This window comes from Haladaptatus sp. CMAA 1909 (genome assembly GCF_043952005.1).
GTDB lineage: Archaea > Halobacteriota > Halobacteria > Halobacteriales > Haladaptataceae > Haladaptatus.
In genome coordinates this window covers 1,244,787-1,269,681 of sequence record NZ_JBIOAV010000001.1, presented here as the reverse complement: position 1 = coordinate 1,269,681, position 24,895 = coordinate 1,244,787, and the positions used below count along the sequence as shown (strand labels likewise).

Genomic DNA, 24,895 nt, shown 5'->3' with positions numbered 1-24,895 from the left:
CGAGGAGGCAGAACGGAAACGCGAGTAAAATCGAACCGCGGATCGGCTTCGAAACGGGTGTTCGGTCGTCAGTCGTCGGCCGAGACGGGCGACGCGGAGACGTCGATTTCGCCGGAGTCGAGTTCGGCTTCGACTTCGCGCGCCGCCTGCACCATGTTCGCCATCTTGCCGTACGCGACCTCGCGCGGGAGGAGTTTCAGGCCGCAGTCGGGGCTGACGGTCAGTTGTTCCGGCGGGACGATTTCCAGCCCTTTCTGGATGTTCTCCTTTATCTCCTCGACGCTCTCGACTTCGGCGGTGTGGGCGTCGGTGACGCCGAGCGCGAGGTTCGCGGTGAACTCGGGGTCGCGGAACACGTCGAGTTGGTCGTAGTCGCCGTTGGCGAGTTCGAGGTCGAACTCGTCCACCGGGTAGTCGAGCATCTCGGGGTAGATGCGCGAGTAGTCGCCGTAACAGACGTGCAAACCGAGGTAGACGTCCTCCGGGATGCCGTCCGCGATGCGTTCCAGACACTCGCCGACGATGGCGTGGTCGTCCGGGGTCGTCGCCAGCGCCGGTTCGTCGATTTGGATGTAGCGCGCGCCCGAATCGACCAGTTTCTCTATCTCCTCGTTCACGAGGTCCGCGAGGTCGTAGGCCAACGACTCCTCGTCGTCGTAGGCCTCGTTGAAGCTCCAACTCGCCAGCGTGTAGGGGCCGGTGATGGGAACCTTGACCGGGCGTTCGGCCACCTCGCTCGTGAACTCGTACTCGTCGACGAGCCACGTGTCGTCGTACTCGACTTCCGTGACGACGCTTGGTTTGTCGAAGTAGTTGTGTCCCCACACCTTCACCGGACCGTTGAACTCGTAGCCCGAGATTCGGTGGGCGAAGTACTCGACCATCTCGTTGCGCCGCATCTCGCCGTCCACGACGACGTCTAATCCGGCGCGTTCGTGCTCCTCGGTGATGAGACGCGACGCGTCGATCTGTGCCTCCTCCCACGCGTCTTCGTCGAAGTCGGCGTCCGAGTCCTCGTAGAGTTCTCGCGAGCGGTCCACCCACTTCGGCTTGGGATAGCTTCCGACGATGGTCGTCAGGATGAAGTGGTCGTTGTCGTGGTCGTCGGGCTTGAATTGGTTTCGAGCATCGTTCCGCGACTCGCGGGTCGTTCCTCCCCGCTCGTTTTTCGAGTCGCGTGGCGACTCGCCACTCATATTTGCACCTCCTCCAACCGCGCGGCCTCGCCGAGGACGGCAATTTTCTCCTCGAACTTGTTGTACGGCAGGTAGAACGGTTCCGTGTTCGTCGTCAGATACTCCTTCTCGAACCCGTTGACCGGCGTGTTCTCCTCGAACCAGTCGACCCGCTCGGCGACGGTTTCCGGCGATTCAACCAGCGTGTTCTGTCCGTCGACCAGTCCGAGCGACACCGAATCAGTCGTCCCGAACTCGTTGATGTTGGAGAGACAGCCCTCGTGGTCCGTCACGAGGTCGTACCCGAGCGCGTCGATGTCGGCGTCGAGGACGTGTGCGTGAACCTTCTCGGTGAGCGACCCGAAGTAGGGCTGAACCACCACGTCGGCGTCCGTCGCGTTCGCAACCGCGTCGATGGCCTCGCTGGCGCGGGCGTCCTCGCCGTCCTCCGGCGGGTTCACCACGAGCGAGGGTTCGAGGAGGAACAGGGTTTCGACGCTCGGGAACGCGTCGACTTCCCCCGCGAGGAACTCCGCGACGGCGGCGAGGAACTCCTCGTCGTCGCCGTAGTACTCGTCGGTGGCGAGGTCGGCGAGCGAGTACGGGCCGGGGAGGACGGCCTGTACGTCGGTGGCGAGTTCGGCGGCGGATTCCAGTTCACCGGCTACGTCGCCGTCGAAACCGAGTTCGTCCACGACGACCGGGTCACGGTAGAAGTTGTTGTTGTCGTAGTACCGCACGATACCGCCCGTTTCGACGGCGTCGTGGACCGTCAGCGGATGGGCGAGCATGTCGTCCCAGCGCAGTTGTCCTTCGACGATTCGGTCGAGTCCGGCGTCCTGCTGGACCGCGATGACTTCCGAACGAGCGTCGTCGTACACCGCGGTCAACTCGGGTCCTTCGTCGCCCGAGATGAGGTCGTGTTTCTGGTGGCCTTTCAGGTCCGAGAGGTCGTCCTTCGCCCAATCGGGGAGCGGGAACAACCCCGTCGTCGTGGCGATTCGCTCAGTCATGTACCCAGGGCTAAGATATGCCGGCGTTTAATATTTTCCGTTCGGGAAAATAACCGCGGATAATCATCGGAGGAGTTTCAGTATCGTCAGCGTCTCGAACGGGAACGACTCGTCGCGGAGCGCGACGGCGCTGAACCCGTTCTCGCCCGCCCGCGAGACGACCTCTTCGACGCCGGAGAGACTGCTGACGAGGAGGAAAACCCGACCGTCCGGCGCGAGGACCCGACCGACCGCATCGAGGAACGGGTTGATGACTTCACGCCCCGATTCGCCACCGGACAGGGCACGCTCCATCCAATCGTCCCGCTCTTCATCGGGGTCGGTCGGCAGATACGGCGGATTGAACACCACCGCGTCGAACGCCCCGTCGCGGAACGGGGACACCAAATCCGCTCGCACCGCCTCGACGCCGCGCTCGCGTGCGCGCTCGCAGGCGTATGGATTTACGTCCGCCCCCACGACACGGGCACCGGTTTCCCCGGCCACGTACTCCGAGACGTACCCCGACCCCGTTCCGACTTCGAGAACCAACTCGTCCCGCGCTATCTCTGCCGCCGCCGTTTCGGCGAGGAGGTGTGAGTCCTCAGCCGGTTGGTACACCTTCGTTTCCGTGCCACGTCGTTCCGCGAGGTCCGTCATTCGTTCTCTCCTCCGTCGGTCGGTTCCGTACCGCCATCGGTCGCGCCGTCGTCGGTCGTTTCCCCGCCGTCGGCCGTCGGGTTGCGCTCACGCACTCGCTCGCGTTGCCCGGCGACCTGAAAGCCGTTCGTCTCCGCGCGACCGGAGAGTTCGCGCTGCGGGTACGGAATCTTGATTCCCTCGCTGTCGAAGGCTTCCTTTACCTCGTTGATGACCGCCGTCTTCGCCCGCCACTTCCGGCGCGCGCTCGGCTTGTCTATCCAGAAGCGAAGGCCGAGGACGATGGCCGAATCGCCGAACTCCTTCGAGACAACCTGGGGCGACGGCACGGCCAACACGTCGTCCTGTTCGCTCATCACCTCCTTCGCCAGGTCGGCGGCCCGTTCGACGTCCGCGTCGTAATCGACGCCGACGTCCACTTCCAACCGCAACCGGCCCTTCCGACTGCGGTTGATGATGGTGCTCCCGCCGACCATATCGTTCGGAATCATCACGTACTCGCCGTCAAACGTCTGGATTCGCGTGTTGACGATGGAGATGTCCGTCACGATTCCTTCCTCCTCCTCGATTATCACCCAGTCGCCGATTTCGAACGGACGGGCGAACATCAGCATGAATCCCGCCAATAGCGACCCGAGCGTCTGTCGGGCGGCCATACCGACCACGATTCCCAGGAACCCCGCACCGACGAGGAGGCCGGTGATATCGACCTCCCAAACTCCGAGGACGGCGGTGAACGCGACCACGTACACGCAGACCTGCGCGACGCGGACCATCACCTGCGTCTGGTGTTTCGAAAGCGCCTCGCGTCCCCGGACCAGCCGCTGGATTCCTTGCCGGATGAATCCAGCGACGACGTACGCAGTTGCGAGCAACGCAGCTGACGACCCGACTTGGAGGGCCGTCGCCATTTCGACGCCAAAGTCCGCCGTAGTGATGACTGCGGCGTTGATCAGTTTCCACGTGAACGCGAGCGTCGTGGCCGCGAGCAACAGGAAGAAGCAGGCGAAGGCGACGGTGATGACGTTCGCCAGCGCGTTCGGCACCCGCTCTTGCAACCGCGGACGGGCGTACCATGCGACTGCGAGAAAAGCGAAGACCGCGAGAACGACGAACGCGGTGGTGAACAGTCGCATGTCGAACCAACTGAGTCGGCCGATTTGCCTGAACCATCCCTCCGTTTGGGCGAGCGGCAGTCCTCCCATCAACCACCACCCCGTCCGTACTCGTCGGCGACCCGTGCCATCGCGGCGAACTCCACGGGAGACACCTTCCCGGCGCGCTTCCGGAGGATGTCCTCGTCCAACACGTCGTCATCGGGCGATTCGAGTGCATCGACGACGGCGTCCGGGTCGTCCAGTCCCGAGATGTGGGCCGTGTTCCGAATCCCGTTTCGAATCGTCTTCCGACGCTGGGTGAACACCGCTTTCACGAAGTCGAGGAAGAATTCCTCGTCGTCCACCTCGTACTCCGGTTCCCGGGGAATCGTCCTCACGATTGCGCTCTCGACCTCGGGTTGCGGCGCGAACGCCTCCCGTGGCACCGTCTCCACAACGCTCACGTCGGCGTAGTGTTGTGCCGTCACGGAGAGTCGGCCGTAGTCGTCGCTCCCGGCCTCCGCGGCCATGCGTTCGGCGAACTCCTTTTGGAACATGAGGAGCATCGGTTTTCCGAGCGGGAGGAGTCGAAACGCGATTTCGCTCGAAATCCCATATGGAAGGTTGGCGATACAGGCCGACAAGTCGGGGAGTTCGACCGACAACGCGTCGCCCTCCACGACCGTCAGGCGACCCGCGTCGCGCTCCGCCCGAAACTCCCGCTGGATGAACTCCGCGAACGTCGGGTCGCGTTCGATGACCGTCACGCGGTCCGCGACCGCGAGCAAGCGGTCGGTCAGAACGCCCGGTCCGCCGCCGATTTCGAGGACGTGTTCGAGGTTCCAGCCGTCGGCGTACGTCGGTATTCTATCCACGACGCGGTCGTCCACGAGGAAGTGCTGGTCGCGATTCGGGTCGGCCCGTGCGCCTGCACGGCGAATCAGCGCGTCGGGGTCCCGCGTACCGGGTTCCTCGGGTGGCGAGCGTTCCATCGTTGCCCCCCTCTATCGGTGCGAGCGGCGTAAACCCACCGAGTTCCGACCGACGTTAGTCGGCACTCTTCGGGTGGAAACGGAAAGCAAGCGAAAACGACCGAGCGCACGCGTCAGTCGTAGCGAACGAACGTCCGATACTTCAAATCGTCCTCGCGTATCTCTTCGAGGATTCGATCCACGAGCACGTCCTTCGGGTTGTGAAGCCCCGAAACGCGGTCTTCGAGGTCGTCGAAGCTCTCGAACGGCTTTCGCTTTCGCGTTTCGAGGACGTGATTGCGCAGTTTCTTCCCGATACCGGGAAGGAGGTTCAACTGGTGGAGTCGGAGGGTTATCGGTTGGGCGTCGTTGTAGAAGTCGACGAATCGGCGCTCGTGACGGTTCACGACGTCCGTGACGGCGTGTTCGAGTTCCGATTGCGCCGCGGACGTGAGGTCGCCGTATGCGACCTCTCGAACGTTGGTCACGTTCTCGCGGGCGGCGGGCGGTTCGATGGGAATGCTGTCGCCGATACCGACGCTCGCTTCCTGTTCGAGCGTGAGTTCGAGCAGATGGAAATCGGATTCCGTCAAGACGTACGCGAGCGGTTCCTTCTGGTACTGGGGACGGTCGTCCTCCGCACGACCGTTCGGCAGGAAGTCGAGTACAACAGCCGACGCTTCGCTGTCAGTCTCGGATTCACTCATTGCAACCAAATACGGCGACGAGCAACTTAAAGAATCGGTGAAGTTACTCGTACTTCGCCACGACGTTCAGTATCTCGTCTAGCTCGTCGCCCGAGAGGGTAAACCGCTCCTGAGCGTAAATCGCCCGCAGTTCGTCGCGGTCCTGGGGCAGGAGGTCGGCAATTTTGTACGCCGTCGCGCCGTTCACTTTTTCGAGTTCGAGCAGTTCCTCGACCAGTTCGCGCGACTCCTCGGCATCGAGGACGGCGAATCGGTTGACATGCTCGATGGCACGGGAGAGGTTGTAGGGCATCTCGCGGTCCTCGTCGAGCGCGCGTTCGCGTTCGATGTCCGCGAGGAGTTCCTTCGCCTCCGGCGTCGTGAGATACTCCTCGTCGAGCTTTTCCTTGAAGATGGTCATGACTTACTTCTGTGCGCGGAGGTGTGCGGGCTGGGTGATGAGCGTCTTTTCCTTGCCGCCGTCGTTGATGATGACTTTGTACGCTTTGCCCTGCTGACCGACGACCTCACCCGTTCGGCCGTTGAATCGCGGGTGGAAGCGACCTTTGCGGACGCTCGGGTCGATTTTGAGGTGGACTTTCTGTCCGTTCTCGTACTGCTGGACTGCACGCTGTGGTGGCGAGGTGCCACGGTCGCGGGGATTGTTCGACAGTTTCTCTCGGGTGGTGTTGTACGGTCCGTTCGAGCTCGGCATAGTCGTATGACGCTCTTGTTCAGTGACGGTTATAAAAGATACGTTCCTCATCGCCGAGCGTTCACCGCCGCGGGTCGGTTTCGCACGGATCCGGCCGAAACGTCACGTCGCGGGGAGGCAAATCGCGCCACCACCGCTGGTGGACCGCGTCCGCCACGTGCTCCTCGTGGATTTCCTCGACGCGCTCTATCCTCGCGTCCGTTCGCGGCGGGAGCGAGGCCGCAATGGCCCGCTCGCTTCGTCCGTCGCCGTACACGTCGGCCGATACGAGGAACGTGATTCCCGCGTCGATGGCAGCGCGAACCGCCTCGTGAGCCTCTCCGTCCGACACGTCGCCCGGTACGTGCCTCTTCGTTCCGACCGCGAGACGAAAGGATAACCCTTCTCGGGTTCGTCCCCTCGCGCATGACCGACAGCGACGATTTCGAGTTCGAAACGCGTTCCATCCACGCCGGACAGGAACCCGACGAGGAGACGGGCGCGCTGATGACGCCGATTTACGCCAACTCGACGTACGTGCAGGACGGGCCGGGCGACCACCGCGGCTACGAGTACTCCCGCACGGGCAACCCGACGCGAACCGACCTCGAAGCGAACCTCGCCAGCCTCGAAGGGGGCGAGTACGGCCGCGCCTTCTCCAGCGGAATGGGGTCCATCAACACCGTGCTCAACCTCCTCTCTTCGGGCGACCACGTCATCGCCAGCGAGGACGTGTACGGCGGCACCCACCGAATCTTCACGCAGGTGTACGCCGACTACGATATCGAGTTCTCCTTCGTGGACATGACCGACCCGAGCGAGGTGTCCGACGCGGTGCGCGAGAACACCGAACTGCTCTGGGTCGAGACGCCGACGAACCCGCTCCTCAACATCGTGGACATCGCCGCGATGGTCGATATCGCGGCGGAAGCGGATGCGCTGTGTGCGGTGGACAACACCTTCGCAACGCCGTATCTCCAGCGTCCGCTCGAAATCGGCGCGGACATCGTGTCCCACTCCCTGACGAAGTACCTCGGCGGTCACTCGGACGTGGTCGGCGGCGCGCTGGTCACGGACGACGCCGACTTGGACGAGCGAATCGGCTTCTACCAGAACAGCGTCGGCGCGACCCCCGGCCCGCACGACAGTTTCCTCGTCCTGCGCGGGACGAAAACGCTCGGCGTGCGGATGGACCGCCACTGCGACAACGCCCGCGACATCGCGGAATGGTTGGACGAACACGAAGCCGTGGACACCGTGTACTATCCCGGTTTGGAATCACACCCGAACCACGAACTCGCGGCCGAGCAGATGACCGACTTCGGCGGCATGGTCAGTTTCGAACTCGACGCCTCGCTCGAAGAGGCCGCCGACGTGGTGAGCGAGACGGAGGTGTTCACCCTCGCTGAAAGCCTCGGCGGCGTCGAATCGCTCATCGAGCAACCCGCGACGATGACCCACGCCGCCATTCCGAAAGAAGAGCGACTGGCCGCCGGACTCACCGACGGCCTCATCCGCGCCAGCATCGGCATCGAACACGTCGATGACCTGAAAGCGGACCTTCAGCAGGCGTTCGACGCCGCGCTGCACTGAACCGAGACGGGGTTCAACTCCCGGAACCGAATTCCGGAGCCGAATAGTACACCCCGTTGAAACCCGTAGCGTTCCCCATGGAACTAAGCGACCACGTGTACGCGTTTCCACTGACCTTCGAGCGCGGCGACCACGAAGCTGTCATCAACCCCGCGGGCGTCGAAACCGAGGACGGACTGATTCTCCTCGACGCGGGCTTTCCCGGCCAAATAGACGACTTGGCCGACGCGCTCGCCGAACACGACTTCACGTTGGACGACGTGGAAACGCTGCTTCTGACCCATCAGGACGGCGACCACGCGGGCGGGGCCGAGGACCTCCTCTCCCGAACCGACGCCACCGTCGTCGCTTCGACGGGGGACACGCCCGCCATCGAGGGCGACGAGGAACTCGTCAAGTCGAACCGCTACCCGCCCGTTTCGGTCGACGTACAGGTGGTCGACGGCGTCACCTTCCGAACCGAGGCCGGACCGATGCGTATCGTCGAAACGCCGGGTCACACGCCGGGCCACCTCTCGGTCGTGTTGCCCGAAGCGGACCTCCTTATCGCCGCCGACGCCACCGTCGCCGACGAGGACGGACTCGTCGGCCCGAACGAGGAGTTCACGCCCGAGATGGAGCGAGCGGTCGATTCCGTCGGCAAACTCGCCGCCTTCGACGCGAATCACGTCCTCTGCTATCACGGCGGATTCGTCGAAGACGCCGACGTCGGGGCGACGTACCAGTCGCTCACGGAGTAAGCGCGGACCGAAAACGAAACCGCGGAGTTATATCCGACCGACGTTCTGCACTTCGACGCTCTCGACGCCGTCGACGTTCGAGAACGACTCCTCGACGGCTTCCGTGCCACCGGCATCGTCGGGGACGATGACCGTCGGCAGGAGCGCAACGAGACCGAACGCGACGTCGTCGCGTTCGAAGCCGTTGATTTTCGCACCCTCGGGGAGCGAATCTTCGAGTTTCTCTTGGAGGTCGTCCAAGTCGATTTCCGGGCTCTGCGGCATCACTTTGACTTTGGCTGCTACTTTTCCCATGATTACGGTCCGAGGAACCCACAGTCGGGGCACTCGTAGAGGTTGCTCTGTTTTCGGCACTTCGCACAGCGGTAGATGGTCTGCCCACAGTCGGGGCACTTGAACGACGCGGCGTTCGTGCCGGAGATATTGATCCCGCACGAGACGCATTTTCGCGCTTGTTTTTGGGTCTGACTCATACACCCACGTTCCGCCGCGCGACTTTTAACGCTTCCCTTTCGGGGTTCGAGGAGGGCGTTAGAACGCGCCCGTCTCGACGGTCGTGTCGGCGTGCAGGTCCGCCTTCACCGCGTCGTGAACCTTGCAGAGTTCGAAGGCGCGGTCGATGACGTCCTGTGCCGTCTCGTCGTCCGTCTCGGTTTCCCACTTGATGTCGAACGCGACGGCTTCGAGTTTGTCGTCGTCGTTCAGGTCGCCGGTCACGTCGATTTCGATTTTGCCGAGGTCGCCAGCACCGCGCTGTTCGCCACCCACGCGGAGGGCGGGAACGTAGCACGAACCGTACGCGGCCAGCAGTGTTTCGAGCGTGTCCGGGGCGTCCTCGCCCGTCGCGTCGATGGTGACGGAGAAGTCGCGAATGTCGTTCTCTGCGCTGTATCCCTCTTCCGACGTGGTAGTGACTTCTGGCATTGCAGTTGTCACCTTATCCGCGACACTCCTAAGGTTTGTTCTTCCGGTCGGGATTGTCGGAGTGAACGTGTAGAACCGTGGAAGATAGTTGCGACGAGTCGGCCGGGATCGGCTCGATACGGTTGGGAATGTAACAGCCGAGAAGGAAACCTCGAAAGGCCTGCTTACTCGTTCGCGACCCGTGGTTGGTATTGCCGTGACCCCAAATACAGACGTCAATGAAACCGCCACGCCACCGCACCGCACAGACCACACGCCTCCCCAGCCGACTCCTTCGCATGCGCTCAGTCGTCCCTCGCGCTTGCCAGCAGCCCTCGGATGTGAAATCCTCGGACCTGCTGACGCACGCGCCATGGCGATTGGTCGGTACCGCGCACCACTGGTTTTCAGAGTGGCGCGCGCTGGTGGGGCGGTTCGGCCAGCGAGGTTTCGAAGAAACCTCTGGGTGAGCGGTGTAACCGAGAGCACGCGGTGCAGTGGCGGGACGGTTGCCGTGTCTGGGTGGATTTTTGAAAGACTCCGTCTTTCAGCTCCCCGCTCGTTCCTCGCGGGGGCTTTCTGGGCCTTCTTCGTAGTTCCTGAAATCGTAAAACTGGTAATCGCGTCTGTTCGCAGCCTATCACCGACTCGAACTCGCCGAAGAAAACGAAAAACTGTCCCGTCTGCGTTCGATTCCCGTTACCAGAGTTGGTCGGAAAGGTCGAACGTCTCGCCGCCCTCCAAGACGTGGACCTCGGCGTCGTTGCCGGTGGCGTCGACTTCGCGCACGAAGTCCTCGGGGTCCTGCTCGATGGCCGGGAACGTGTCGTAGTGCATCGGGAACGCGTAGTCGGCGTCCAGCCAATCCACCGCGATGGCGGCCTGCCACGGTCCCATGGTGTAATGGTCGCCGATGGGAATCGCGACGGCGTCGGGTTCGAGGAACGGGCCGATGACGTCGCGCATCTCGGTCATCAACGAGGTGTCTCCCGCGTGGTAGAACGTCTCGCTGTCCTCGTCGGAGACTTGGGTGGGCTTCGTGTCGCTGATGACGAAGCCGGCGGGCATGCCGCCGGACGCGCCGTAGCCCGTGTCGAGGCCGTTGGTGTGGTCCGCGCGGACCATCGTGACGTAGGCGTCCTCGGCTTCGAAGGTCCCACCCATGTTCATCCCGGTGCCGTCCTCGATGCCGTACTCGTCCGTCACGTAGCCGATGACCTCCGGCGTGGCGACGAAGTGTGCGTCGCGGAAACGGTCCGAGTCCGCGATATGATCGGCGTGTCCGTGCGTGAGCAGGACGTAATCCGGATCCAACTCCTCCGGGTCCGTGTCCGTCTTCGGGTTGTCGAAGAAGGGGTCGATGAGGAGTTCAGTGTCGCCGACGGCGACGTGCCATGTCGAGTGTCCGTACCAAGTAAGCTCCATGGTGTGGGTTCCGATAGGGCGCAAACGGCCTTAAAGGATGTTGACGACGAGTGGGGTGTTACCGGAGTCCGAACGGTTTAGGCGCGGGAATACGACACCCAGCGTATGCATCGAGTTAGATTCCGTGATCCGGCAGGGTCGGTCCGAACCGGCGAATGGCACGACGGCGAACTTCTATTTGCGGACGACAGCTACGACCCTGAGGAGGTCGATATTCTCGCGCCGACGGAGCCGACGAAAATCGTCTGCGTGGGCCGAAACTACGCGGAACACGCGGCCGAGCGAAACGAGGACGTTCCCGAGCGCCCGCTCCTGTTCCTCAAACCGCCGAACGCCGTCGCGTCCCACGGCGATACGATCACGCTTCCCGCCGGAAAGGAGCGAATCGACCACGAGGCCGAGCTCGGGGTCGTCATCGGCGAACAGTGTCGCCACGTCGCCGAGGAAGACGCGATGGACGTCGTCGCAGGCTTCACGTGTGCCGACGACATCTCGAACCGCGACGATCAGGATTTGGAGCAGAACTGGGTCCGCGGCAAGGCGTTCGACAACTCCTGCCCGCTGGGACCGGTCGTGGCGACACCCGACGAAGTGCCGGACGACGCCAGCGTCCGACTCCGCGTCAACGGCGAGGTTCGACAGGAGTCCTCGCGCGACCTGTTCATCTTCTCCATCCCGGAACTCATCGCGGAAATCACGACCTACCTCACGCTGGAACCGGGCGACGTCGTCATCACCGGCACGCCGTCGGGGGTCGGACCGCTCGAAGACGGCGATTCGGTCGAAGTCGAGATAGAGGGAATCGGAACGCTCGCACACGATGTTCGGATCCCGTAGAAGCGGGGGACTCGTAGGAGCAGGAAACCAATAGAAGCGGGAACGGTAGATAGGAGACGAATTTTCGGAACGACGGTCGCGCTTAGAGGACGCTCCACGCCTTGACGGCGCGGTTGTACGACGAAATGTCGGCGATCCAGCGCGCCGCGATCATCTTCTTCAGCGTCTCCGCCGCACGGGAGTTGAAGGTGCTGATGGGGAAGTCCATGCCGGCGACTTTGACGCCGTGAGCGACGGCCTCGTCGCCGATGGAGATGACGGTCCCCTTGTCGTCGAAGGTCCACGTTTTGAGCGGTTGGCCGTAGATGGAGCGGGCGACGTTCTCGCCGACGACTTCGGCGGCCTGCCACGCGGCCTGTGCGGTGGGCGGTGCCGGGTTCTCGCCCTGGTCGATGATGGCACAGTCGCCGATGGCGAACACGCGGTCGTCGCTGGTCTGGAAGTCGGACTCGGCGGTGACGCGGTTGTGCTGGTTGTCGAGTCCGCAGTCGTCCATGGCGTCGCGGCCCGTCACGCCGCCGGTCCAGACGAACACATCGTAGTCGAGGGGTTCGCCCTCGTCGAACTGGATTTCGTTCTCGGTCGCTTCCGTGATCGGGTCCCCGGTCAGGATGTTGATGTCCTTTTCGAGGACGTACTTCTTGACCGTCCCCTGCAGTTCGGGGTCCATGCCGGGCATGATCTCGTCGAGTGCCTCGACGAGGTAGATGTCGATGGGTGCGCGGTGCTTGTCGCGGTACTCCGCGATTTCACCGGCGCTCTGGATGCCGGACAGTCCGGCACCGCCGATGACGACCTTCGCGGGGTCGTTCCGGGAGGCGGTCTTGGCGGCCTCCTTGACCTGCTCGTGGATTTCGAGCGCGTCGTCCAGACTCTTCAGCGTGAGGGCGTTCTCCGCCATGCCGGGGATACCGTAGTAGGCCGTCTTGCTGCCGAGTCCGACGACGAGGTAGTCGTAGTCGAGGTCGGAGCCGTCTTCGAGTTCAACCGTTCGGTCGTCGGTGTCGATGCCCGTCACGGTGTCCTGGACGAACCGCGTGCTCGGGGCTTTGATCTCGTGAATCGGAATCGTGACCTTGTCCTGCGCTCGCGGGTCGCGGATGACGCGGTGGGACTCGTGCAGGACCAGATGGTAGTCCTTGTCCGACACCCACGTGATGTCGGCGTCGTCGAGTTCATCTTCGAGTTGCTGTATCGCGCCAGCACCAGCGTAGCCAGCACCGAGCACGACGACCTTCGTAGTCATACCCGACCATCTGGATTCATTCGATACAAAGGTGTTGAAACCCGCAAGCGGGTGTGAGATATTGTCTCCCTCGATGAAACCGTACGAGTTGGTTGCAAGCTTTAAAGGTAATAGGGCCAAACTATCCCCTACTTATGAGTAATCAAGAGTTGCGAAAGGAGGCACACGACCTGGACGTAACCGTGTGGGTCGGCAAAAGCGGCATCGGTGCCGTCACCGAGGAGTTGAAGAATCAACTGCAAAACGAGAAACTCGTCAAGGTGAAGTTCCTGCGGGCGGCCCGCGGCGGCACCTCCACCGACGAACTCGCGGAGGAACTCGCTGACGAGGTGAACGCACAGTTGGTCGAGACACGCGGAAATACGGCGGTGTACCACTGATGGTAAATCCGTTGCCGGGTCTTGAGAATGCTGTCGGTACGGATTACGCGATGTTCTTAACACAGGCGATTTACTTCGTCGTCTCGTTCGTCGTTCTCTACCTGCTCGGCCGCATCTTCGTCATCCCATTGGCCAAGCGACTGCTTAATAGGAAAGAGTACGACGAGAGCCTCACAATTCCGCTCACGAAGGTGACCCAACTGGTCGTCCTGTTTGCGGCGGTGGCGCTAGCGTTCGCCTTCGCGGGATACGGAAACATCCTGACCGCGTTTGCAACCGTCGGTGCTGCGGCGACGTTGGCGGTCGGTTTCGCGTTGCAGGACCTTCTCGCCAACTTCGTCGCCGGGGTGTTCATCTTCACCGACAAGCCGTTCAAAATCGGCGACTGGATAGAGTGGGACGGCGGCAGTTACTCCGGCATCGTGGAAGACATCGACCTCCGCGTGACCCGCGTTCGTACCTTCGACAACGAGATGCTGACGGTGCCGAACTCGGTGCTGACCGACGACGTCATCAAGAACCCCGTCGCCAAGGACAAACTCCGCATCCAGTTCCTCTTCGGCATCGGCTACGACGACGACATTCAGCGGGCGACCGAAATCATCATCGAGGAGGCCGAGAGGCACGCTGACATCCTCGATAACCCCGAACCGTCGGTTCGACTCACCGAACTCGGCGACTCCTCGGTCGGTCTCAAATCCCGTTTCTGGATAGCCGACCCGGCGCGTGGGGACTTCGTGAAGACGCGCGGCGAGTACGTCACCGCGGTCAAAGAACGCTTCGACGAGGAAGGAATCGACATTCCGTACCCCTACCGAAACCTCGCGGGTGGCATCGAGATTTCGAACCCGTCCGAAATGGCGGTCCTGACGGACGACTAACACCTGAATTACGGGTATTCGTTTCAACAATTCTGAAACAGCATTGAAGTAGGGGTACCGCTACGGTTTTACCATGGATGGGAGTCGAAGAGCGTTCCTTTCGACCGTCGGGTCGGTTTTGACCGGTAGTGCTGTTTTCCTCGCGGGCTGCGCCGGAAGCGGTTCGGATGCGGCGGCAAACGCCGAAACCACGGAGGAATCGGGGGGAGAAGCGCCCGAAGCGACTTCGACGGACGGAGTGGAGACGACCACATCGAACGGAAAAGGGGGCGTCTCGACCACGACGATACGGGACGGGATGGAACAGGAAACGACCATCTACGAGATTCGTTCCAGGAAACCCGGCCCGACAGCGTTCGTGGAGGGCGGCATGCACGGTAACGAGGAGAGCGGATATTGGGCCGCCGATGCCATCAGGAAGTGGGACATCGACGCCGGAACGCTCGTCGTCCTCCCCGAGGCGAACAGTCAGGGGATCGAACACCAGCGGCGGAAGTGGCCGCCCGGAATGGATTTGAACAGGCAATTTCCCATCGGCGAACCGCCGAAAAACGCGCTCGCGACCGCCATCTGGAACGCCATCGGCGAGTACGACCCGGACGTGTTCATCGACCTCCACAGTTCGAAGGGAATTTTGCGACGGGAGGGAGACGAGGGCGTCGGACAGAACGTGTTTCGCTCGAAGCACGACGAAATCGTCCGGACCGTGGAGACGGCGGTCGAGCGACTGAACGACGGATACGTCACCGGCTACGACCCGATCTACGACTTCGTTCACACGCCGGTCAGCGAGACGAAGTACGCCGCCGAACCCATGCTCGTCAACAAGATGCGAGTGGACCGCGACGTGCCGTCGTGTCTCTTCGAGGTCACGCAGGACGACGTGAAACCCGAAAAACGCGCCCACTGGACGCGGGTGTTCGTCGATAGCATGCTCGACTCGTGGAACATCCGGTCGTCACGGCTGGACGGGTGAGGTTCGGTGTCGGGCCGATGCGGCCGCTCGATTCGAGACGGCGTTTCGACTCGACGATGAGAATGCGGTATGAATGTGGACGGCCGGGGTTGCCCGGCGTTCCGGGCCGGGGAATCCCGGTTGCCTCCTCCACCCCGCGATCCGACGAGCGACAGCTGTTCGGCGGTCCGCTGCTCACTTCCGTGCCTGACGGATTGCCACCGACTAACTGCGACGGCACACTCCTGCGAGTGTTCGCCACAGACCGCTGGCCCCGTCGGACGAGGCTTCTGCGTTGGCTTTCGGGGCCCGACCCGGTCTGACCGGACGTGCCCGGAGTTCGGTTCCCGCTCAAGACCATAGCGCGGGCGGAGAGCAGGGCCTAACTGCCCAACCTAGTCCACTTCCTTCTACTCCACTCCGACTTAAGGGCCTTTCGGGTTCGTAATCGCATCGCGGGTTCGATTTCCGTTCGACGTTCACCCGACGGTGGCGATGGCCATCACGTTCGACGCGACGACGAGCAGGCCGACGACAAGATAGACGATGCTCCCGAGCCGAAACGTCCGACGGGACCGCTGTGTCCACCCCGAGAGGACGACGAGGAGGACGACGGTGACCCCTTTGAGAAGAAGCAATCCCACGATACCCATCTCGGCGAGGAGGTGGGCCACGAACGGGTTCCCCTCGTTCAGTCCGAGTTCGAGACCGATGCCGGTCGTTATCACGTCGCCGAGCATCACCCCTAGCACGGCTACCAGTAACGGAGGAGAGACGTGCGACCATAGTCGGGGGAAAGCGTTCGACGACACGAAACCACCTGCATCGCCATGTCACTTTGTTATAGGCCCACTGTCACGGAGTAACACTTCGCTGTGGGTACCAAGGAAGAGACTATAGGACGGTTCGGGCGTACCAACCCGCGCTTGTGGGGACGCCAATCGTCACAAGGAACAACACCCACTGGTAGCCGTTCAACGAATCCATGCGTGCGGCCTCGACCAACGTCGAAGCCGGTGTTACGAGCGCCCACCAGAGCGTGATACCGACCAGAAAACCACCGAGAACGACGGTAACGCCCGCAACCGTCGCGGGGTCCGACCGCCCCCGAAGCGCGGATCCGAACGCGATGAACGCGACGAGCGAGAGGAGAACGTCGATCAGTTCGACGGGGACCGGAATGGTGTCGTAGTAGACGCTCACTGCGACCGCTGGGGCGAGGAAATAGGGGAGGGAAACGAGGGCGACGACGGCCAGACACGACACCATACCTGCTTTTAGCGCCTTGCTCATGCGCGTATCCAGCCACGCAGCCGAGTTAAGCGTCCCGCTTGAGTCGGAAAACCCACATTACTCGGGAACGAACGGGGGTGTATGGGACTTGGAAGCACGGCAAAGAAGATTCAGAAAGTGGCCGACACCGCGGAGAAACTGTACGCTAAACTGAACGAGATGCGCGAACAGTTGGTCGAAATGCGCGACACGCTGGAGACGACGAACGAGCGCGTCGAACGACTGGAAGCCGAAAACGCACACCAGAAGGCGCTCATCGAGGCGCTGGCGCGCGAGGAAGGAATCGACATCGACGAAGTGCTCGCCGACGTCGAATCCGACGAGACGGCCGGCGATTCCGACGAAACGACCGACGAGACGGTCGAAGCGAGTTCGTGAGTTACCGAGTCGGAAGACATAACAACGACTAACAGCCCTCCCGTCAATTTTTGCGACATGACGACACATCGGGAACCGCTCGACTCGGTCCTCGACACGGTGGGGCAAACCCCGCTCGTCCGTGTTCAAGCCGCGCCCGACGACGTTCCAGTGTATGCGAAGTTGGAGTCGTTCAATCCCGGCGCGAGCGTGAAGGACCGCATCGGGAAGTACATGATAGAGGCGATGCTCGACAGCGGCGAACTCCGTCCCGGTGGGACGGTCATCGAACCGACCGCCGGAAACACGGGTATCGGCTTCGCCGTCGCGGCGGGCCAACTCGGCGTGAACGCCGTGTTCGTCGTCCCCGAGCGGTTCAGCAAGGAGAAACAACAGCTCATGGCCGCGCTCGGCGCGGAAGTCATCAACACGCCCACGTCGGACGGGATGGGTGGCGCGATCGAACGCGCTCACCGACTCGCGGAGGAGACGGAGAACGCGGTCGTGCCACAGCAGTTCGCCAACCCGCTGAACGTCGAGGCACATTACGAAACGACGGGACCGGAACTCTACGAGGCGTTGGACGGCGACATCGGTGCTGTCGTCGCGGGATGTGGCACCGCGGGCACCCTGATGGGAATGGCGAAGTACGCCCGCGACCAGCACCCGGACACCTACGTCGCCGCCGTCGAACCGGAAGGGTCGCTCTACTCCACGACGAAGGGGGCCGACGTGCCCGAAGAGGAGTACAAAATCGAAGGAATCGGGACGCACGACCCCACGACCAACGAACTGTTCGAACCGGACCTCGTGGACGAAATCATCCAAGTACCGGACGAAACCGCTCACGACGAACTCAAACGCCTCGCACGCGAGGAAGGACACCTCGTCGGTTCCTCGGCCGGTGCGGCGAGCATCGCGGCCCGACAGGTCGCGGAACAGATTCGAAACGGCGAGATAGACGCGCCGGGCAATGCGGTCGTCACCGTCTTCCCCGACTCCAGCGAGCGCTACCTCTCCAAGGGAATCTATCGCTCGTTCACGGAGTGGGACGGATAGCCGCGCGAACTCTTTCTCCGAAGTACCGGCGGTGCGTACCGATAATACGGAGCGATATATAGTGAAATTATCAAACTACTAATCGACGCTCCGCAAGGGCCTCTACATCCGAGGCTGACGACCGCCGGTTTCGGTGGCGGTCGCACTGCCACGGGCAACTATCCATGTCACAGACCGACCGAAATACCGCTCCCGCAAAGGCGGTGTATAAGGAGTACATACTGGGAGTCCGAATCGTCACGATACCATCGGAGGAGGGAAGCCCCCGCTACCGATTCGAAGCGCCGAACCACGAGGGGGTTCGGTTCGAGGATCCCGAGTTGGCGGAACTGTACGCCGACGTGTACTTCGACGTGAACGGGTTCGAGGAGGCGGGGACCGGTGAACGCGGCGTCCCGCCGGAAATAATACAGGCGGGTCGGGATACGCTTTCGGCGTACTTCCTCACGCAACCGTACACCGATCTCAATTGGGTCGCGTCGTTCTACGGCAAAACGCCCCCGGAGATAGAACGATACGTCGCGACGGTTCGGAAGCGGGCAGAAGAGATCCGCATCGGTGCGGAAGGGATGGGGATGGAGTAGGACCGGTTCGCTCGCCGCCGGGAATGGTGGTTCGGTTTTTCGGCACGTAGCTCCGCGGAAGTTCGTCCCAAACGCCATCTCATTACGCTCCGAAATTGTTGGATAGAATATTCGTAAACGGACTATAGTTGGGGGAGAAGGAAACGGACGGACGAACGCCCGCCCATCCCCGCAGGAAAGCCGTTCTCTCGGAGATATGTCCGAACGTTTTGTCTTTTCGACACTGTCGAGAAAATCGGTACATAGACGTCGTATCGAACCAATATCCCCCATATGGATATTATAAATTTACATATTGTACTCCTGTAAATCATCGTTCGCATGGTCGAGTTCACCCGACGCAAACTGATGGCCACATCGGTCGCCGCCACCCTCGGTGCGAGCGTTTCCTCGAACGTCATCGGAATCGAGAGTACCGAACCGCCGGAGGACGACGATACCCCGAGCGCCCCCTACGTGAAGGGGAACCTCAAGCGCTTTTCGTCCACCGCGTTCGGCGCGGAAGTGACGGGACCGTTCGTCTTCGAGGACGGAACGCCCCTGTACAGCCTCCAACACCCGAGCCGAGACAACCCCGCACCGTACAACACGTCCGGCATCGGCTACTTCGAGGGCTTCCAGTTCTCCATGGACGGAAGCAACGACGACTTCTCCGGGCTTTCGACGCCGCAGACGAACGAGGAGAAGGGAATGATACGGAGCGCGAGCGGCGATTTCACGTTCATCGCGCAGGAAGAAGACCGCATCAACGGCGGCACCGAACGACTCGGCATCACCCAGACGCCGGACGGGTGGAACATCACGCCCGACAACTTCGCCGGAACGCAGTACGGCGACCCCGCTTCCAATCCCGACTGCAACCAGTTCGTCCCGACTAACGAGGAGGGTACCGAAGGCTACCTTTTCACCAACTGGGAGAACAGCCCCGGGAACGTCTCGCAAATCCCCATCAGTCAGGACGGAGACGGTGGCTGGACCGCCGACTTGGAGAACGCCATCAACCTCGCGAACACCGAGCCGATGCGCGAGTTGGGTGGGACGCGGATCAACTGCTACGGCGACCTCTCCCCGTGGAACACGATGATATCCGCCGAGGAGAACTACGCACAGCCCCGCGTCTCCCTGACCGCAAAGGTGAGCGATATCGTCGAGCAGGGGACCGGGAAGGACCTCATCGGCGGCTGTCAGTTCTGGAACCGACCGAATCCGAACGGAATTCAGGAGGCCATCGACGGCTACTACGGCGACGAATCGTGGGGCGTCCAAGGCTACTGGGCACTTACGGGCCTCGAATTCCTCGCGTACTACCTCGGTGCCGAACGGGTCGACCAGACGTCGTTGCCGGTCGACCAATCCTCCGATGACGCGAGCAACACGACGAAACCGATAGGGGACGTCTACCCGAACCCGTACCGCTACGGCTACTTCGTCGATTTCCGCGATCCGATGGCGGAGACGCCACAACCCATCAAGTACTACGTGATGGGCCGAGCCTCGTGGGAGTCGCCCGACATACAGAGCGACAAACGAACCGTGTACGGCTGTTCCGACGGCGACAGCAAGGGCATCTACAAGTTCGTCGCCGACGAGGAAATCGACGGCTACTGCGACCCGATGAACGTCGCAGGAACGCTCTACGCGCCGAAAGTGACCAACGAGGAAGCGGCGAAGAAGAACCCGCCCGCCGACGTGAACCTCGAATTCGAGTGGCTGGAACTGGGCCACGCCGCGAACGACGAGGTCGAAAAGTGGATTTCGAAATACGATGACGTCACGCAGGTCGATTACCTCGAAACCCACGCCGACACCGACTGGGAGGACGACCTCGAAACGGCACTCGAAGAAGCCGACAAGGAAATCGTCGAAAACGGCAACCGGAACTACATCACGAACGAGGAAATCGTCGAGTGGGCCGAGCAGTACGAAAGCGACGGTCCGGACGGCGTCGACGAGGAACTCAGGAAGGTTCCCTTCCTCGAAACCCGCGCGGCCGCCAAGGAGATCGGTGCGACCATCGAGTTCAACAAAGCCGAAGGCGTGGACAGCGTCGACGGCGCTAGACCCGGTGACTACGTCTACTTCGCCATCTCGGCACTGAACGACGCGCTCGCCGACACGCTCGGTGATATCCGACTCGACCGCGTGGACGGCGGCGTCGTCTACCGCGCCGAACTCGAGGACGATTACAACGTCTCGACGCTCGAACCGGTCATCGTCGGCCCCGACGCGAGCGACCCGGCGGACATCGCGGACGACGCGCTCATCAACGTCGACAACATCTACGTGATGGACGACGGCCGCGTCCTCTGCTGTGAGGACGCCGACAAGTTCGGTCGGTCGTACAGCAACGACTGCCTGTACGTGTACGAACCCGAAGAGTAGAAACGAGCGACGCGTCGCATTTTTCGACGGTTAGCGGGGAGATTGCCCCATCAGCCGACCGTGTTCGACCTTCATACAGCGGTCCTGCACTACGCGCTTTCCGGCGTCCTCCGCCCGTTTCGCGGCGTCGTCGTCACGGATTCCCAACTGCATCCACACCACATCCACGTCGTCGCGTTCGAGGACGGCATCGACGATTTCGGACACCTCCTCGCTCGGCCGAAACACGTCCACGATGTCTATCTCCTCGTCCACGTCGTCGAGGGAATCGGCGGCCTCGCGTCCGAAGATTTCGTCCGCGAAGGGGTTCACCGGGATGACCTCGTAGCCATGATCCCGGAGATATTTCGGTATCTCGTGGGCGTCCTTTCCGGGCGTCGAAGAGCAGCCAACGACCGCGACCGTATCGAGTTCGAGAACGTCTCGAAGTTCCTCGTCTCCTTCGATTGGCATGCCGGAACGAACGCTACGAGCGCGCAAAAGCGTTGGCCCTCCGGGCACAAGGCGTCGATAGGTATCGAGTCAGAGCGGTTGCCAATCGGTCGTCGGGCCGACGCCCTTCAACCGAACCTCGGACCCGCCGTCTTCCGCTTCGCGAACCTCTATCTCGCCGTCGAACAGCTGCCTGAGCGTACTCATCGTCTGGGCATCGTGGGCCGACGAGTCGATGACGAACAAACCGAAGGCTTCCGCGCTCTGTACTCGACCGGTGAAAACGTGAAGGAACCGAAACACGGTCTGGAGGTTCGAGTACATGAGAAGCGTCGAGAGCGAGTCGAAGGCGATTCGATTGGAACGGACGCCCGAATCGTAAAACCGCTGGAGGAACTCGGAGAGCTTGATACCGATTCCGGTCATGTCCACCGGCGAAGAGGCGAATTCGACGCTTTCGACCCGCTGTGGACTCATCCCCTGCTGTTTCGAAACGCAATCGACCACCCCGATGAAGGAGTCCCGGCCGTCGAGCCGGGATTCGTAGTCCGAGAGCACCTGCTCACCCGTGCTTTTCGTCGTTACGATGATTATTCCGTCGCCATCACCGTGTGCGAGCACGTCGAACGCGAGCCGCCGCTTTCCCGTCATCGGCGGTCCCGCAACGAGCAGATTCGTTCCCGGGTTGAGTTCCGTCTCGGGAAACGGCTCACCTATACTGTACATGATACCTCATCACCGTGCACGGTCGCACCGCATTGTTCGATACTGAGCCCGGGAGAGAGCCGACGAAGTGCCAGTTTTCTCCCCCTTTCTCATCTGGGATTAATATCTGGGGAACCGCTTATATTCTTTTTGATTGCTATCTATTCATCCGAAGACACTCAAATGAGAACGGCTATGCGACCGATTACGAACGCGATCGCAGCCAGGAACATACCATATTTTAAGTGGTTTTGTCCAGCTGTCGGATCGTCGAAACTCTCGGCGGCTGCATAAAGCATGATGGCATCCGCCGGGAGGAGGACCGCGAGATAGGCACCTCCGAACACGCCCCACAGAAACGGGAGCGGGCTCGCGGCTATCGCGACGAGAAGCAGCACCACCCCGAACGCGGTTGCAGGGCGGGCACCGATGGCCAGCGGAAGCGTGTTCAGTCCCTCCTCGCGATCACCCGCCATGTCCTCGACATCTTTGATGATTTCGCGCGTGAACGTCGAGAGCGCGGCGAGGAGAAAGAGGATACCCGCCGTTCGAATTCCCTCGACCGGAACGGCGTGGCTTCCGGCGTCGGCCGCGACCGCGGCGCTCCCGAACAGAAACGTGCTGCCGCCGAGGTAGGCGACCACGGCGTTCCCCACCCCCGGCAGTCCCTTGAACAGCCTCGTATAGGCCACCAGCGCGAGGAGGTTGAGCGCCGCGATGGCGATCGCGAAGACGGGCAGTGCGAGCGCAGCGACGATGGCACCGACGAACAGCACGACGCTGAAAATCAGCCCGCCTCTCGGTGAGACCGCGCCGCGCGGTATGGGTCGGTCCGGCGCGTTGATCCGGTCTATTTCGCGGTCGAAGTAGTCGTTGATCGCGTTGCCCGCCCCCGTCGCCAGCCACGTAGCCATCACGGCCGCCGCGACCTGAACCGGCTGTGAGTCGGTGAAGACGCCACCCGCGACGAACGCCCCGATGAACGTGAGCACGCCCGCCGCGAAGGTGTTCCCCGGACGTGTGAGTTCGAACAGCCCCTTCGCACGTCCGTCTGTACTCATACGGCGACGTACTCGGGCCACGCCGTATAAATGGTCGGAATGCGATTTCCACGAGACGAAACCACGACGTTTAAAAAGAAGGGGCCAGTATCGTTGAGTACGGGCGCTTAGCTCAGTCTGGACAGAGTGCTTGGCTTCGGACCAAGTTGCCGCGGGTTCAAATCCTGCAGCGCCCACTTGCTTCCGCGAACAACTTCGTGAGCGGGAGCAACGTGACGCGCGAAGGATTGAACTAGACCGAGGTTCTGCGCTTTGCGCAGGTTCTCGGACGTAGTTCACAATCCTGCAGCGCCCATCATTCTGCGAGAGACTCCGTTGCGAACCGTGGAGAGCGGTAAATGCCGACGACGGGGTCGATAATCGGCGTTGCTCGGCAGCAACGAGCGAGAACGCACCGATTAACAAAGATTCGGTGCCCCGTCTGGCTGGTGAGATGTCCCACGACACTGCCGGACGCTTGTTTATCGGAGTATTCGTACTCATGCTCGTCATCGCAGGGGGTTCCGGAGCAGCAGTGCGTCAAGACGCGCGAACGACATCTTCGACCGCGGCAGTTGGAAGCGACGAGCGTGTTACGGACCGTCCTCAAGTAACCGAGTGCAACTATACGGGGCTGTCCAGCAGTGTTTCGACCGGAGTCGTGGAAGTGGCAGCTCACAATGGGGTTTCCGCGTGGGAGGCTTCGGGATGGATATACGAAATAAACGACTCGGGCGCGTACATCGTCACAAACTGGCACGTGGCTGAATTGGACGATCCGACGGACATCGACGTCGGATTCGAAGGCGGTCGATGGGCGGAGGCGACCGTTGTCGGGGCGAACGAACCCACCGACATCGCCGTAATTCGAGTAGAGAACGTCCCAGAATCAGCCACTACGGTACCGATTAGCCGCGATTCGATCGAACGTGGGCAAGAGATAGCCGTCTTCGGTTCGCCGTTATTTTACGAGGAGTCGATTACAGGGGGCATTGTGAGCGGCGTCAACCGATCTCTGACGTACCAGAACGCGGACGGCGTCACGATTTCGACGGCACCGATGATACAGACGGACGCGAGTATCGAATTCGGGAGCAGCGGCGGCCCGTGGATGAACTGTCGGGGTGAAGTCGTCGGCATGACCGTTGCCGGTCCCACGTCCGTAACGAACTTCGGAATCTCGTCGAGGGCACTTCGCGTGATCGTTCCAGCCATCATCGCCGACGGATCCTACCCGCTCTCGTACATCGGCGCTGGAACGATCGATGTCGACGCAACCGTCGCCGAAGCGAACGACATCGACACTACGCGAGGAGTGATGGTGGCCAATCTGACCGCGGATAGTCCGGCACGGAACAAGCTACGACCGGCCACCGCTGTTTCGAAGGAGATCCGGCAGTATTCGATTCCCGTCGGCGGCGACGTTATCCTCGCCGTCGATGGCGTCCCCGTCGAAGATACAGCGGATCTCTACACGTATCTCTACTTGGAAACCCGTCCGAACGAAACGGTGACGTTCACCGTTCTCCGTAACGGAGAGCAGAAAAACGTACAGGTAACTGTGGGTGAGTATCCACCGCCGCCACCGCGAACATCGACGACACCACGAGCGACCGTTACTGAAACGGCGAACGGCCGCGAGTGATACTGGATACTGGAAAGCAAAAATCGCTCATCGCGTGAATGAGCGCCTGCAGCGCACGCGGTTCTGACGCGAACGAAGTGAGGTGCCGAACTCATGAAATTTGTCGGGTAGTATCTCCCACGCATCAACAGCCACCCAATTTATTCGAAAGGAGAACTCGATT

At 61.7% G+C, this 24,895-nt stretch carries 29 protein-coding genes, 1 tRNA gene, 1 other RNA gene and 1 pseudogene; 12 read left to right on the top strand and 20 right to left on the bottom strand.

The window, feature by feature from the left end:
* Positions 1–68: 68 nt before the first annotated feature.
* From ACGYLY_RS07100 to ACGYLY_RS07060, 9 genes and pseudogenes are all read right to left on the bottom strand, one after another.
* Positions 69–1,196 (bottom strand): methionine synthase, encoded by a 1,128-nt coding sequence (locus ACGYLY_RS07100; protein ID WP_395282331.1) that lies wholly within the window; start codon positions 1,194–1,196, stop codon positions 69–71.
* Entirely contained in the window at positions 1,193–2,188 is a 996-nt protein-coding gene (locus ACGYLY_RS07095; RefSeq protein ID WP_395282332.1) for a 5-methyltetrahydropteroyltriglutamate--homocysteine methyltransferase, read from the bottom strand. Before ACGYLY_RS07095 ends, ACGYLY_RS07100 begins: the two co-directional genes overlap by 4 nt.
* Before the next feature lie 63 nt (positions 2,189–2,251).
* Positions 2,252–2,827: a HemK2/MTQ2 family protein methyltransferase gene (locus tag ACGYLY_RS07090; RefSeq protein WP_395282333.1), complete on the bottom strand. Its 576-nt coding sequence runs from the start codon at positions 2,825–2,827 to the stop codon at positions 2,252–2,254.
* On the bottom strand, positions 2,824–4,032 hold the full coding sequence (locus ACGYLY_RS07085) for a mechanosensitive ion channel family protein (RefSeq protein ID WP_395282334.1): 1,209 nt from the start codon (positions 4,030–4,032) through the stop codon (positions 2,824–2,826). Before ACGYLY_RS07085 ends, ACGYLY_RS07090 begins: the two co-directional genes overlap by 4 nt.
* Positions 4,032–4,916, bottom strand: coding sequence for a 16S ribosomal RNA methyltransferase A (locus ACGYLY_RS07080; protein ID WP_395282335.1), 885 nt, complete (start codon positions 4,914–4,916; stop codon positions 4,032–4,034). Before ACGYLY_RS07080 ends, ACGYLY_RS07085 begins: the two co-directional genes overlap by 1 nt.
* A gap of 113 nt (positions 4,917–5,029) precedes the next feature.
* Positions 5,030–5,602 (bottom strand): DUF655 domain-containing protein, encoded by a 573-nt coding sequence (locus ACGYLY_RS07075; RefSeq protein ID WP_395282336.1) that lies wholly within the window; start codon positions 5,600–5,602, stop codon positions 5,030–5,032.
* Positions 5,603–5,645: 43 nt separating this feature from the next.
* The gene (locus ACGYLY_RS07070) at positions 5,646–6,002 is read right to left on the bottom strand and encodes an RNA polymerase Rpb4 family protein (protein WP_231183686.1); all 357 of its coding nucleotides are present in this window, start codon (positions 6,000–6,002) and stop codon (positions 5,646–5,648) included.
* A gap of 3 nt (positions 6,003–6,005) precedes the next feature.
* Entirely contained in the window at positions 6,006–6,296 is a 291-nt protein-coding gene (locus tag ACGYLY_RS07065) for a 50S ribosomal protein L21e (protein WP_231183685.1), read from the bottom strand.
* Between the two features lie 61 nt (positions 6,297–6,357).
* Positions 6,358–6,648 (bottom strand): annotated as a pseudogene (locus tag ACGYLY_RS07060) (aldo/keto reductase); the annotation flags it as partial.
* 53 nt (positions 6,649–6,701) lie between these two features.
* Here ACGYLY_RS07060 and ACGYLY_RS07055 point away from each other — a divergent pair.
* Positions 6,702–7,868 (top strand): cystathionine gamma-synthase, encoded by a 1,167-nt coding sequence (locus ACGYLY_RS07055; protein ID WP_395282337.1) that lies wholly within the window; start codon positions 6,702–6,704, stop codon positions 7,866–7,868.
* Between the two features lie 77 nt (positions 7,869–7,945).
* Positions 7,946–8,608 (top strand): MBL fold metallo-hydrolase, encoded by a 663-nt coding sequence (locus ACGYLY_RS07050; protein ID WP_395282338.1) that lies wholly within the window; start codon positions 7,946–7,948, stop codon positions 8,606–8,608.
* 27 nt (positions 8,609–8,635) lie between these two features.
* Here the strand turns inward: ACGYLY_RS07050 and ACGYLY_RS07045 are convergent, their stop codons facing one another.
* The 4 genes from ACGYLY_RS07045 to ACGYLY_RS07030 form a co-directional block, all read right to left on the bottom strand.
* Positions 8,636–8,902, bottom strand: a complete 267-nt coding sequence (locus ACGYLY_RS07045; protein ID WP_231183682.1) for an elongation factor 1-beta — start codon at positions 8,900–8,902, stop codon at positions 8,636–8,638.
* 2 nt (positions 8,903–8,904) lie between these two features.
* Entirely contained in the window at positions 8,905–9,081 is a 177-nt protein-coding gene (locus ACGYLY_RS07040; protein WP_007978781.1) for an HVO_2753 family zinc finger protein, read from the bottom strand.
* 58 nt (positions 9,082–9,139) lie between these two features.
* Positions 9,140–9,532, bottom strand: a complete 393-nt coding sequence (locus ACGYLY_RS07035) for an OsmC family protein (RefSeq protein WP_395282339.1) — start codon at positions 9,530–9,532, stop codon at positions 9,140–9,142.
* Positions 9,533–10,210: 678 nt separating this feature from the next.
* Positions 10,211–10,936, bottom strand: coding sequence for a metal-dependent hydrolase (locus ACGYLY_RS07030; RefSeq protein ID WP_395282340.1), 726 nt, complete (start codon positions 10,934–10,936; stop codon positions 10,211–10,213).
* A gap of 105 nt (positions 10,937–11,041) precedes the next feature.
* On the opposite strand from ACGYLY_RS07030, the gene ACGYLY_RS07025 reads away from it, so the two are divergent.
* A complete protein-coding gene (locus ACGYLY_RS07025) occupies positions 11,042–11,773 on the top strand; it encodes a fumarylacetoacetate hydrolase family protein (RefSeq protein WP_395282341.1) in 732 nt (243 codons plus the stop codon).
* Positions 11,774–11,855: 82 nt separating this feature from the next.
* Here ACGYLY_RS07025 and ACGYLY_RS07020 read toward each other — a convergent pair whose 3' ends face one another.
* Positions 11,856–13,019, bottom strand: a complete 1,164-nt coding sequence (locus tag ACGYLY_RS07020; protein WP_395282342.1) for an NAD(P)/FAD-dependent oxidoreductase — start codon at positions 13,017–13,019, stop codon at positions 11,856–11,858.
* 134 nt (positions 13,020–13,153) lie between these two features.
* On the opposite strand from ACGYLY_RS07020, the gene ACGYLY_RS07015 reads away from it, so the two are divergent.
* From ACGYLY_RS07015 to ACGYLY_RS07005, 3 genes are all read left to right on the top strand, one after another.
* Positions 13,154–13,399: a YhbY family RNA-binding protein gene (locus tag ACGYLY_RS07015; RefSeq protein WP_395282343.1), complete on the top strand. Its 246-nt coding sequence runs from the start codon at positions 13,154–13,156 to the stop codon at positions 13,397–13,399.
* Positions 13,399–14,280: a mechanosensitive ion channel family protein gene (locus ACGYLY_RS07010; protein WP_395282344.1), complete on the top strand. Its 882-nt coding sequence runs from the start codon at positions 13,399–13,401 to the stop codon at positions 14,278–14,280. Before ACGYLY_RS07015 ends, ACGYLY_RS07010 begins: the two co-directional genes overlap by 1 nt.
* A 73-nt stretch (positions 14,281–14,353) precedes the next feature.
* Positions 14,354–15,256 carry a succinylglutamate desuccinylase/aspartoacylase family protein gene (locus tag ACGYLY_RS07005; protein ID WP_395282345.1) on the top strand — a complete coding sequence of 301 codons (903 nt, stop codon included), beginning with the start codon at positions 14,354–14,356 and terminating at the stop codon, positions 15,254–15,256.
* Positions 15,257–15,329: 73 nt separating this feature from the next.
* Here ACGYLY_RS07005 and ffs read toward each other — a convergent pair.
* From ffs to ACGYLY_RS06990, 3 genes are all read right to left on the bottom strand, one after another.
* Positions 15,330–15,641, bottom strand: an RNA gene (ffs, locus tag ACGYLY_RS07000) — signal recognition particle sRNA.
* 73 nt (positions 15,642–15,714) lie between these two features.
* On the bottom strand, positions 15,715–15,975 hold the full coding sequence (locus ACGYLY_RS06995) for a DUF5658 family protein (RefSeq protein ID WP_395282346.1): 261 nt from the start codon (positions 15,973–15,975) through the stop codon (positions 15,715–15,717).
* Between the two features lie 154 nt (positions 15,976–16,129).
* Positions 16,130–16,528 carry a hypothetical protein gene (locus tag ACGYLY_RS06990; protein WP_395282347.1) on the bottom strand — a complete coding sequence of 133 codons (399 nt, stop codon included), beginning with the start codon at positions 16,526–16,528 and terminating at the stop codon, positions 16,130–16,132.
* Positions 16,529–16,609: 81 nt separating this feature from the next.
* Between ACGYLY_RS06990 and ACGYLY_RS06985 the strand changes: the two genes are divergently transcribed.
* The 4 genes from ACGYLY_RS06985 to ACGYLY_RS06970 all read left to right on the top strand — a co-directional run bounded on the left by ACGYLY_RS06985 (position 16,610) and on the right by ACGYLY_RS06970 (position 20,910).
* Positions 16,610–16,906, top strand: a complete 297-nt coding sequence (locus tag ACGYLY_RS06985; protein WP_231183669.1) for a DUF5798 family protein — start codon at positions 16,610–16,612, stop codon at positions 16,904–16,906.
* 57 nt (positions 16,907–16,963) lie between these two features.
* Entirely contained in the window at positions 16,964–17,944 is a 981-nt protein-coding gene (locus tag ACGYLY_RS06980; RefSeq protein WP_395282348.1) for a PLP-dependent cysteine synthase family protein, read from the top strand.
* 164 nt (positions 17,945–18,108) lie between these two features.
* A complete protein-coding gene (locus ACGYLY_RS06975; protein WP_395282349.1) occupies positions 18,109–18,528 on the top strand; it encodes a hypothetical protein in 420 nt (139 codons plus the stop codon).
* 321 nt (positions 18,529–18,849) lie between these two features.
* Positions 18,850–20,910: an alkaline phosphatase PhoX gene (locus ACGYLY_RS06970; RefSeq protein WP_395282350.1), complete on the top strand. Its 2,061-nt coding sequence runs from the start codon at positions 18,850–18,852 to the stop codon at positions 20,908–20,910.
* A 30-nt stretch (positions 20,911–20,940) separates the two neighbouring features.
* Here the strand turns inward: ACGYLY_RS06970 and ACGYLY_RS06965 are convergent, their stop codons facing one another.
* The 3 genes from ACGYLY_RS06965 to ACGYLY_RS06955 form a co-directional block, all read right to left on the bottom strand.
* A complete protein-coding gene (locus tag ACGYLY_RS06965) occupies positions 20,941–21,363 on the bottom strand; it encodes a CoA-binding protein (protein WP_395282351.1) in 423 nt (140 codons plus the stop codon).
* A gap of 69 nt (positions 21,364–21,432) precedes the next feature.
* Positions 21,433–22,068 (bottom strand): RAD55 family ATPase, encoded by a 636-nt coding sequence (locus ACGYLY_RS06960; RefSeq protein WP_395282352.1) that lies wholly within the window; start codon positions 22,066–22,068, stop codon positions 21,433–21,435.
* Positions 22,069–22,226: 158 nt separating this feature from the next.
* Positions 22,227–23,108 carry a geranylgeranylglycerol-phosphate geranylgeranyltransferase gene (locus ACGYLY_RS06955; RefSeq protein WP_395282353.1) on the bottom strand — a complete coding sequence of 294 codons (882 nt, stop codon included), beginning with the start codon at positions 23,106–23,108 and terminating at the stop codon, positions 22,227–22,229.
* Between the two features lie 101 nt (positions 23,109–23,209).
* On the opposite strand from ACGYLY_RS06955, the gene ACGYLY_RS06950 reads away from it, so the two are divergent.
* Positions 23,210–23,284: transfer RNA gene (locus ACGYLY_RS06950), tRNA-Arg, on the top strand.
* A gap of 470 nt (positions 23,285–23,754) precedes the next feature.
* Positions 23,755–24,732 (top strand): S1C family serine protease, encoded by a 978-nt coding sequence (locus tag ACGYLY_RS06945; protein WP_395282354.1) that lies wholly within the window; start codon positions 23,755–23,757, stop codon positions 24,730–24,732.
* Positions 24,733–24,895: the final 163 nt, after the last annotated feature.

What these genes read in the sequence shown, in the direction of transcription:
- ACGYLY_RS07100 (WP_395282331.1), bottom strand. Translation starts at nt 1,196, where the DNA reads ATGAGTGGCGAGTCGCCACGCGACTCGAAAAACGAGCGGGGAGGAACG.
- ACGYLY_RS07095 (WP_395282332.1), bottom strand. Translation starts at nt 2,188, where the DNA reads ATGACTGAGCGAATCGCCACGACGACGGGGTTGTTCCCGCTCCCCGAT.
- ACGYLY_RS07090 (WP_395282333.1), bottom strand. Translation starts at nt 2,827, where the DNA reads ATGACGGACCTCGCGGAACGACGTGGCACGGAAACGAAGGTGTACCAA.
- ACGYLY_RS07085 (WP_395282334.1), bottom strand. Translation starts at nt 4,032, where the DNA reads ATGGGAGGACTGCCGCTCGCCCAAACGGAGGGATGGTTCAGGCAAATC.
- ACGYLY_RS07080 (WP_395282335.1), bottom strand. Translation starts at nt 4,916, where the DNA reads ATGGAACGCTCGCCACCCGAGGAACCCGGTACGCGGGACCCCGACGCG.
- ACGYLY_RS07075 (WP_395282336.1), bottom strand. Translation starts at nt 5,602, where the DNA reads ATGAGTGAATCCGAGACTGACAGCGAAGCGTCGGCTGTTGTACTCGAC.
- ACGYLY_RS07070 (WP_231183686.1), bottom strand. Translation starts at nt 6,002, where the DNA reads ATGACCATCTTCAAGGAAAAGCTCGACGAGGAGTATCTCACGACGCCG.
- ACGYLY_RS07065 (WP_231183685.1), bottom strand. Translation starts at nt 6,296, where the DNA reads ATGCCGAGCTCGAACGGACCGTACAACACCACCCGAGAGAAACTGTCG.
- ACGYLY_RS07055 (WP_395282337.1), top strand. Translation starts at nt 6,702, where the DNA reads ATGACCGACAGCGACGATTTCGAGTTCGAAACGCGTTCCATCCACGCC.
- ACGYLY_RS07050 (WP_395282338.1), top strand. Translation starts at nt 7,946, where the DNA reads ATGGAACTAAGCGACCACGTGTACGCGTTTCCACTGACCTTCGAGCGC.
- ACGYLY_RS07045 (WP_231183682.1), bottom strand. Translation starts at nt 8,902, where the DNA reads ATGGGAAAAGTAGCAGCCAAAGTCAAAGTGATGCCGCAGAGCCCGGAA.
- ACGYLY_RS07040 (WP_007978781.1), bottom strand. Translation starts at nt 9,081, where the DNA reads ATGAGTCAGACCCAAAAACAAGCGCGAAAATGCGTCTCGTGCGGGATC.
- ACGYLY_RS07035 (WP_395282339.1), bottom strand. Translation starts at nt 9,532, where the DNA reads ATGCCAGAAGTCACTACCACGTCGGAAGAGGGATACAGCGCAGAGAAC.
- ACGYLY_RS07030 (WP_395282340.1), bottom strand. Translation starts at nt 10,936, where the DNA reads ATGGAGCTTACTTGGTACGGACACTCGACATGGCACGTCGCCGTCGGC.
- ACGYLY_RS07025 (WP_395282341.1), top strand. Translation starts at nt 11,042, where the DNA reads ATGCATCGAGTTAGATTCCGTGATCCGGCAGGGTCGGTCCGAACCGGC.
- ACGYLY_RS07020 (WP_395282342.1), bottom strand. Translation starts at nt 13,019, where the DNA reads ATGACTACGAAGGTCGTCGTGCTCGGTGCTGGCTACGCTGGTGCTGGC.
- ACGYLY_RS07015 (WP_395282343.1), top strand. Translation starts at nt 13,154, where the DNA reads ATGAGTAATCAAGAGTTGCGAAAGGAGGCACACGACCTGGACGTAACC.
- ACGYLY_RS07010 (WP_395282344.1), top strand. Translation starts at nt 13,399, where the DNA reads ATGGTAAATCCGTTGCCGGGTCTTGAGAATGCTGTCGGTACGGATTAC.
- ACGYLY_RS07005 (WP_395282345.1), top strand. Translation starts at nt 14,354, where the DNA reads ATGGATGGGAGTCGAAGAGCGTTCCTTTCGACCGTCGGGTCGGTTTTG.
- ACGYLY_RS06995 (WP_395282346.1), bottom strand. Translation starts at nt 15,975, where the DNA reads ATGCTCGGCGACGTGATAACGACCGGCATCGGTCTCGAACTCGGACTG.
- ACGYLY_RS06990 (WP_395282347.1), bottom strand. Translation starts at nt 16,528, where the DNA reads ATGAGCAAGGCGCTAAAAGCAGGTATGGTGTCGTGTCTGGCCGTCGTC.
- ACGYLY_RS06985 (WP_231183669.1), top strand. Translation starts at nt 16,610, where the DNA reads ATGGGACTTGGAAGCACGGCAAAGAAGATTCAGAAAGTGGCCGACACC.
- ACGYLY_RS06980 (WP_395282348.1), top strand. Translation starts at nt 16,964, where the DNA reads ATGACGACACATCGGGAACCGCTCGACTCGGTCCTCGACACGGTGGGG.
- ACGYLY_RS06975 (WP_395282349.1), top strand. Translation starts at nt 18,109, where the DNA reads ATGTCACAGACCGACCGAAATACCGCTCCCGCAAAGGCGGTGTATAAG.
- ACGYLY_RS06970 (WP_395282350.1), top strand. Translation starts at nt 18,850, where the DNA reads ATGGTCGAGTTCACCCGACGCAAACTGATGGCCACATCGGTCGCCGCC.
- ACGYLY_RS06965 (WP_395282351.1), bottom strand. Translation starts at nt 21,363, where the DNA reads ATGCCAATCGAAGGAGACGAGGAACTTCGAGACGTTCTCGAACTCGAT.
- ACGYLY_RS06960 (WP_395282352.1), bottom strand. Translation starts at nt 22,068, where the DNA reads ATGTACAGTATAGGTGAGCCGTTTCCCGAGACGGAACTCAACCCGGGA.
- ACGYLY_RS06955 (WP_395282353.1), bottom strand. Translation starts at nt 23,108, where the DNA reads ATGAGTACAGACGGACGTGCGAAGGGGCTGTTCGAACTCACACGTCCG.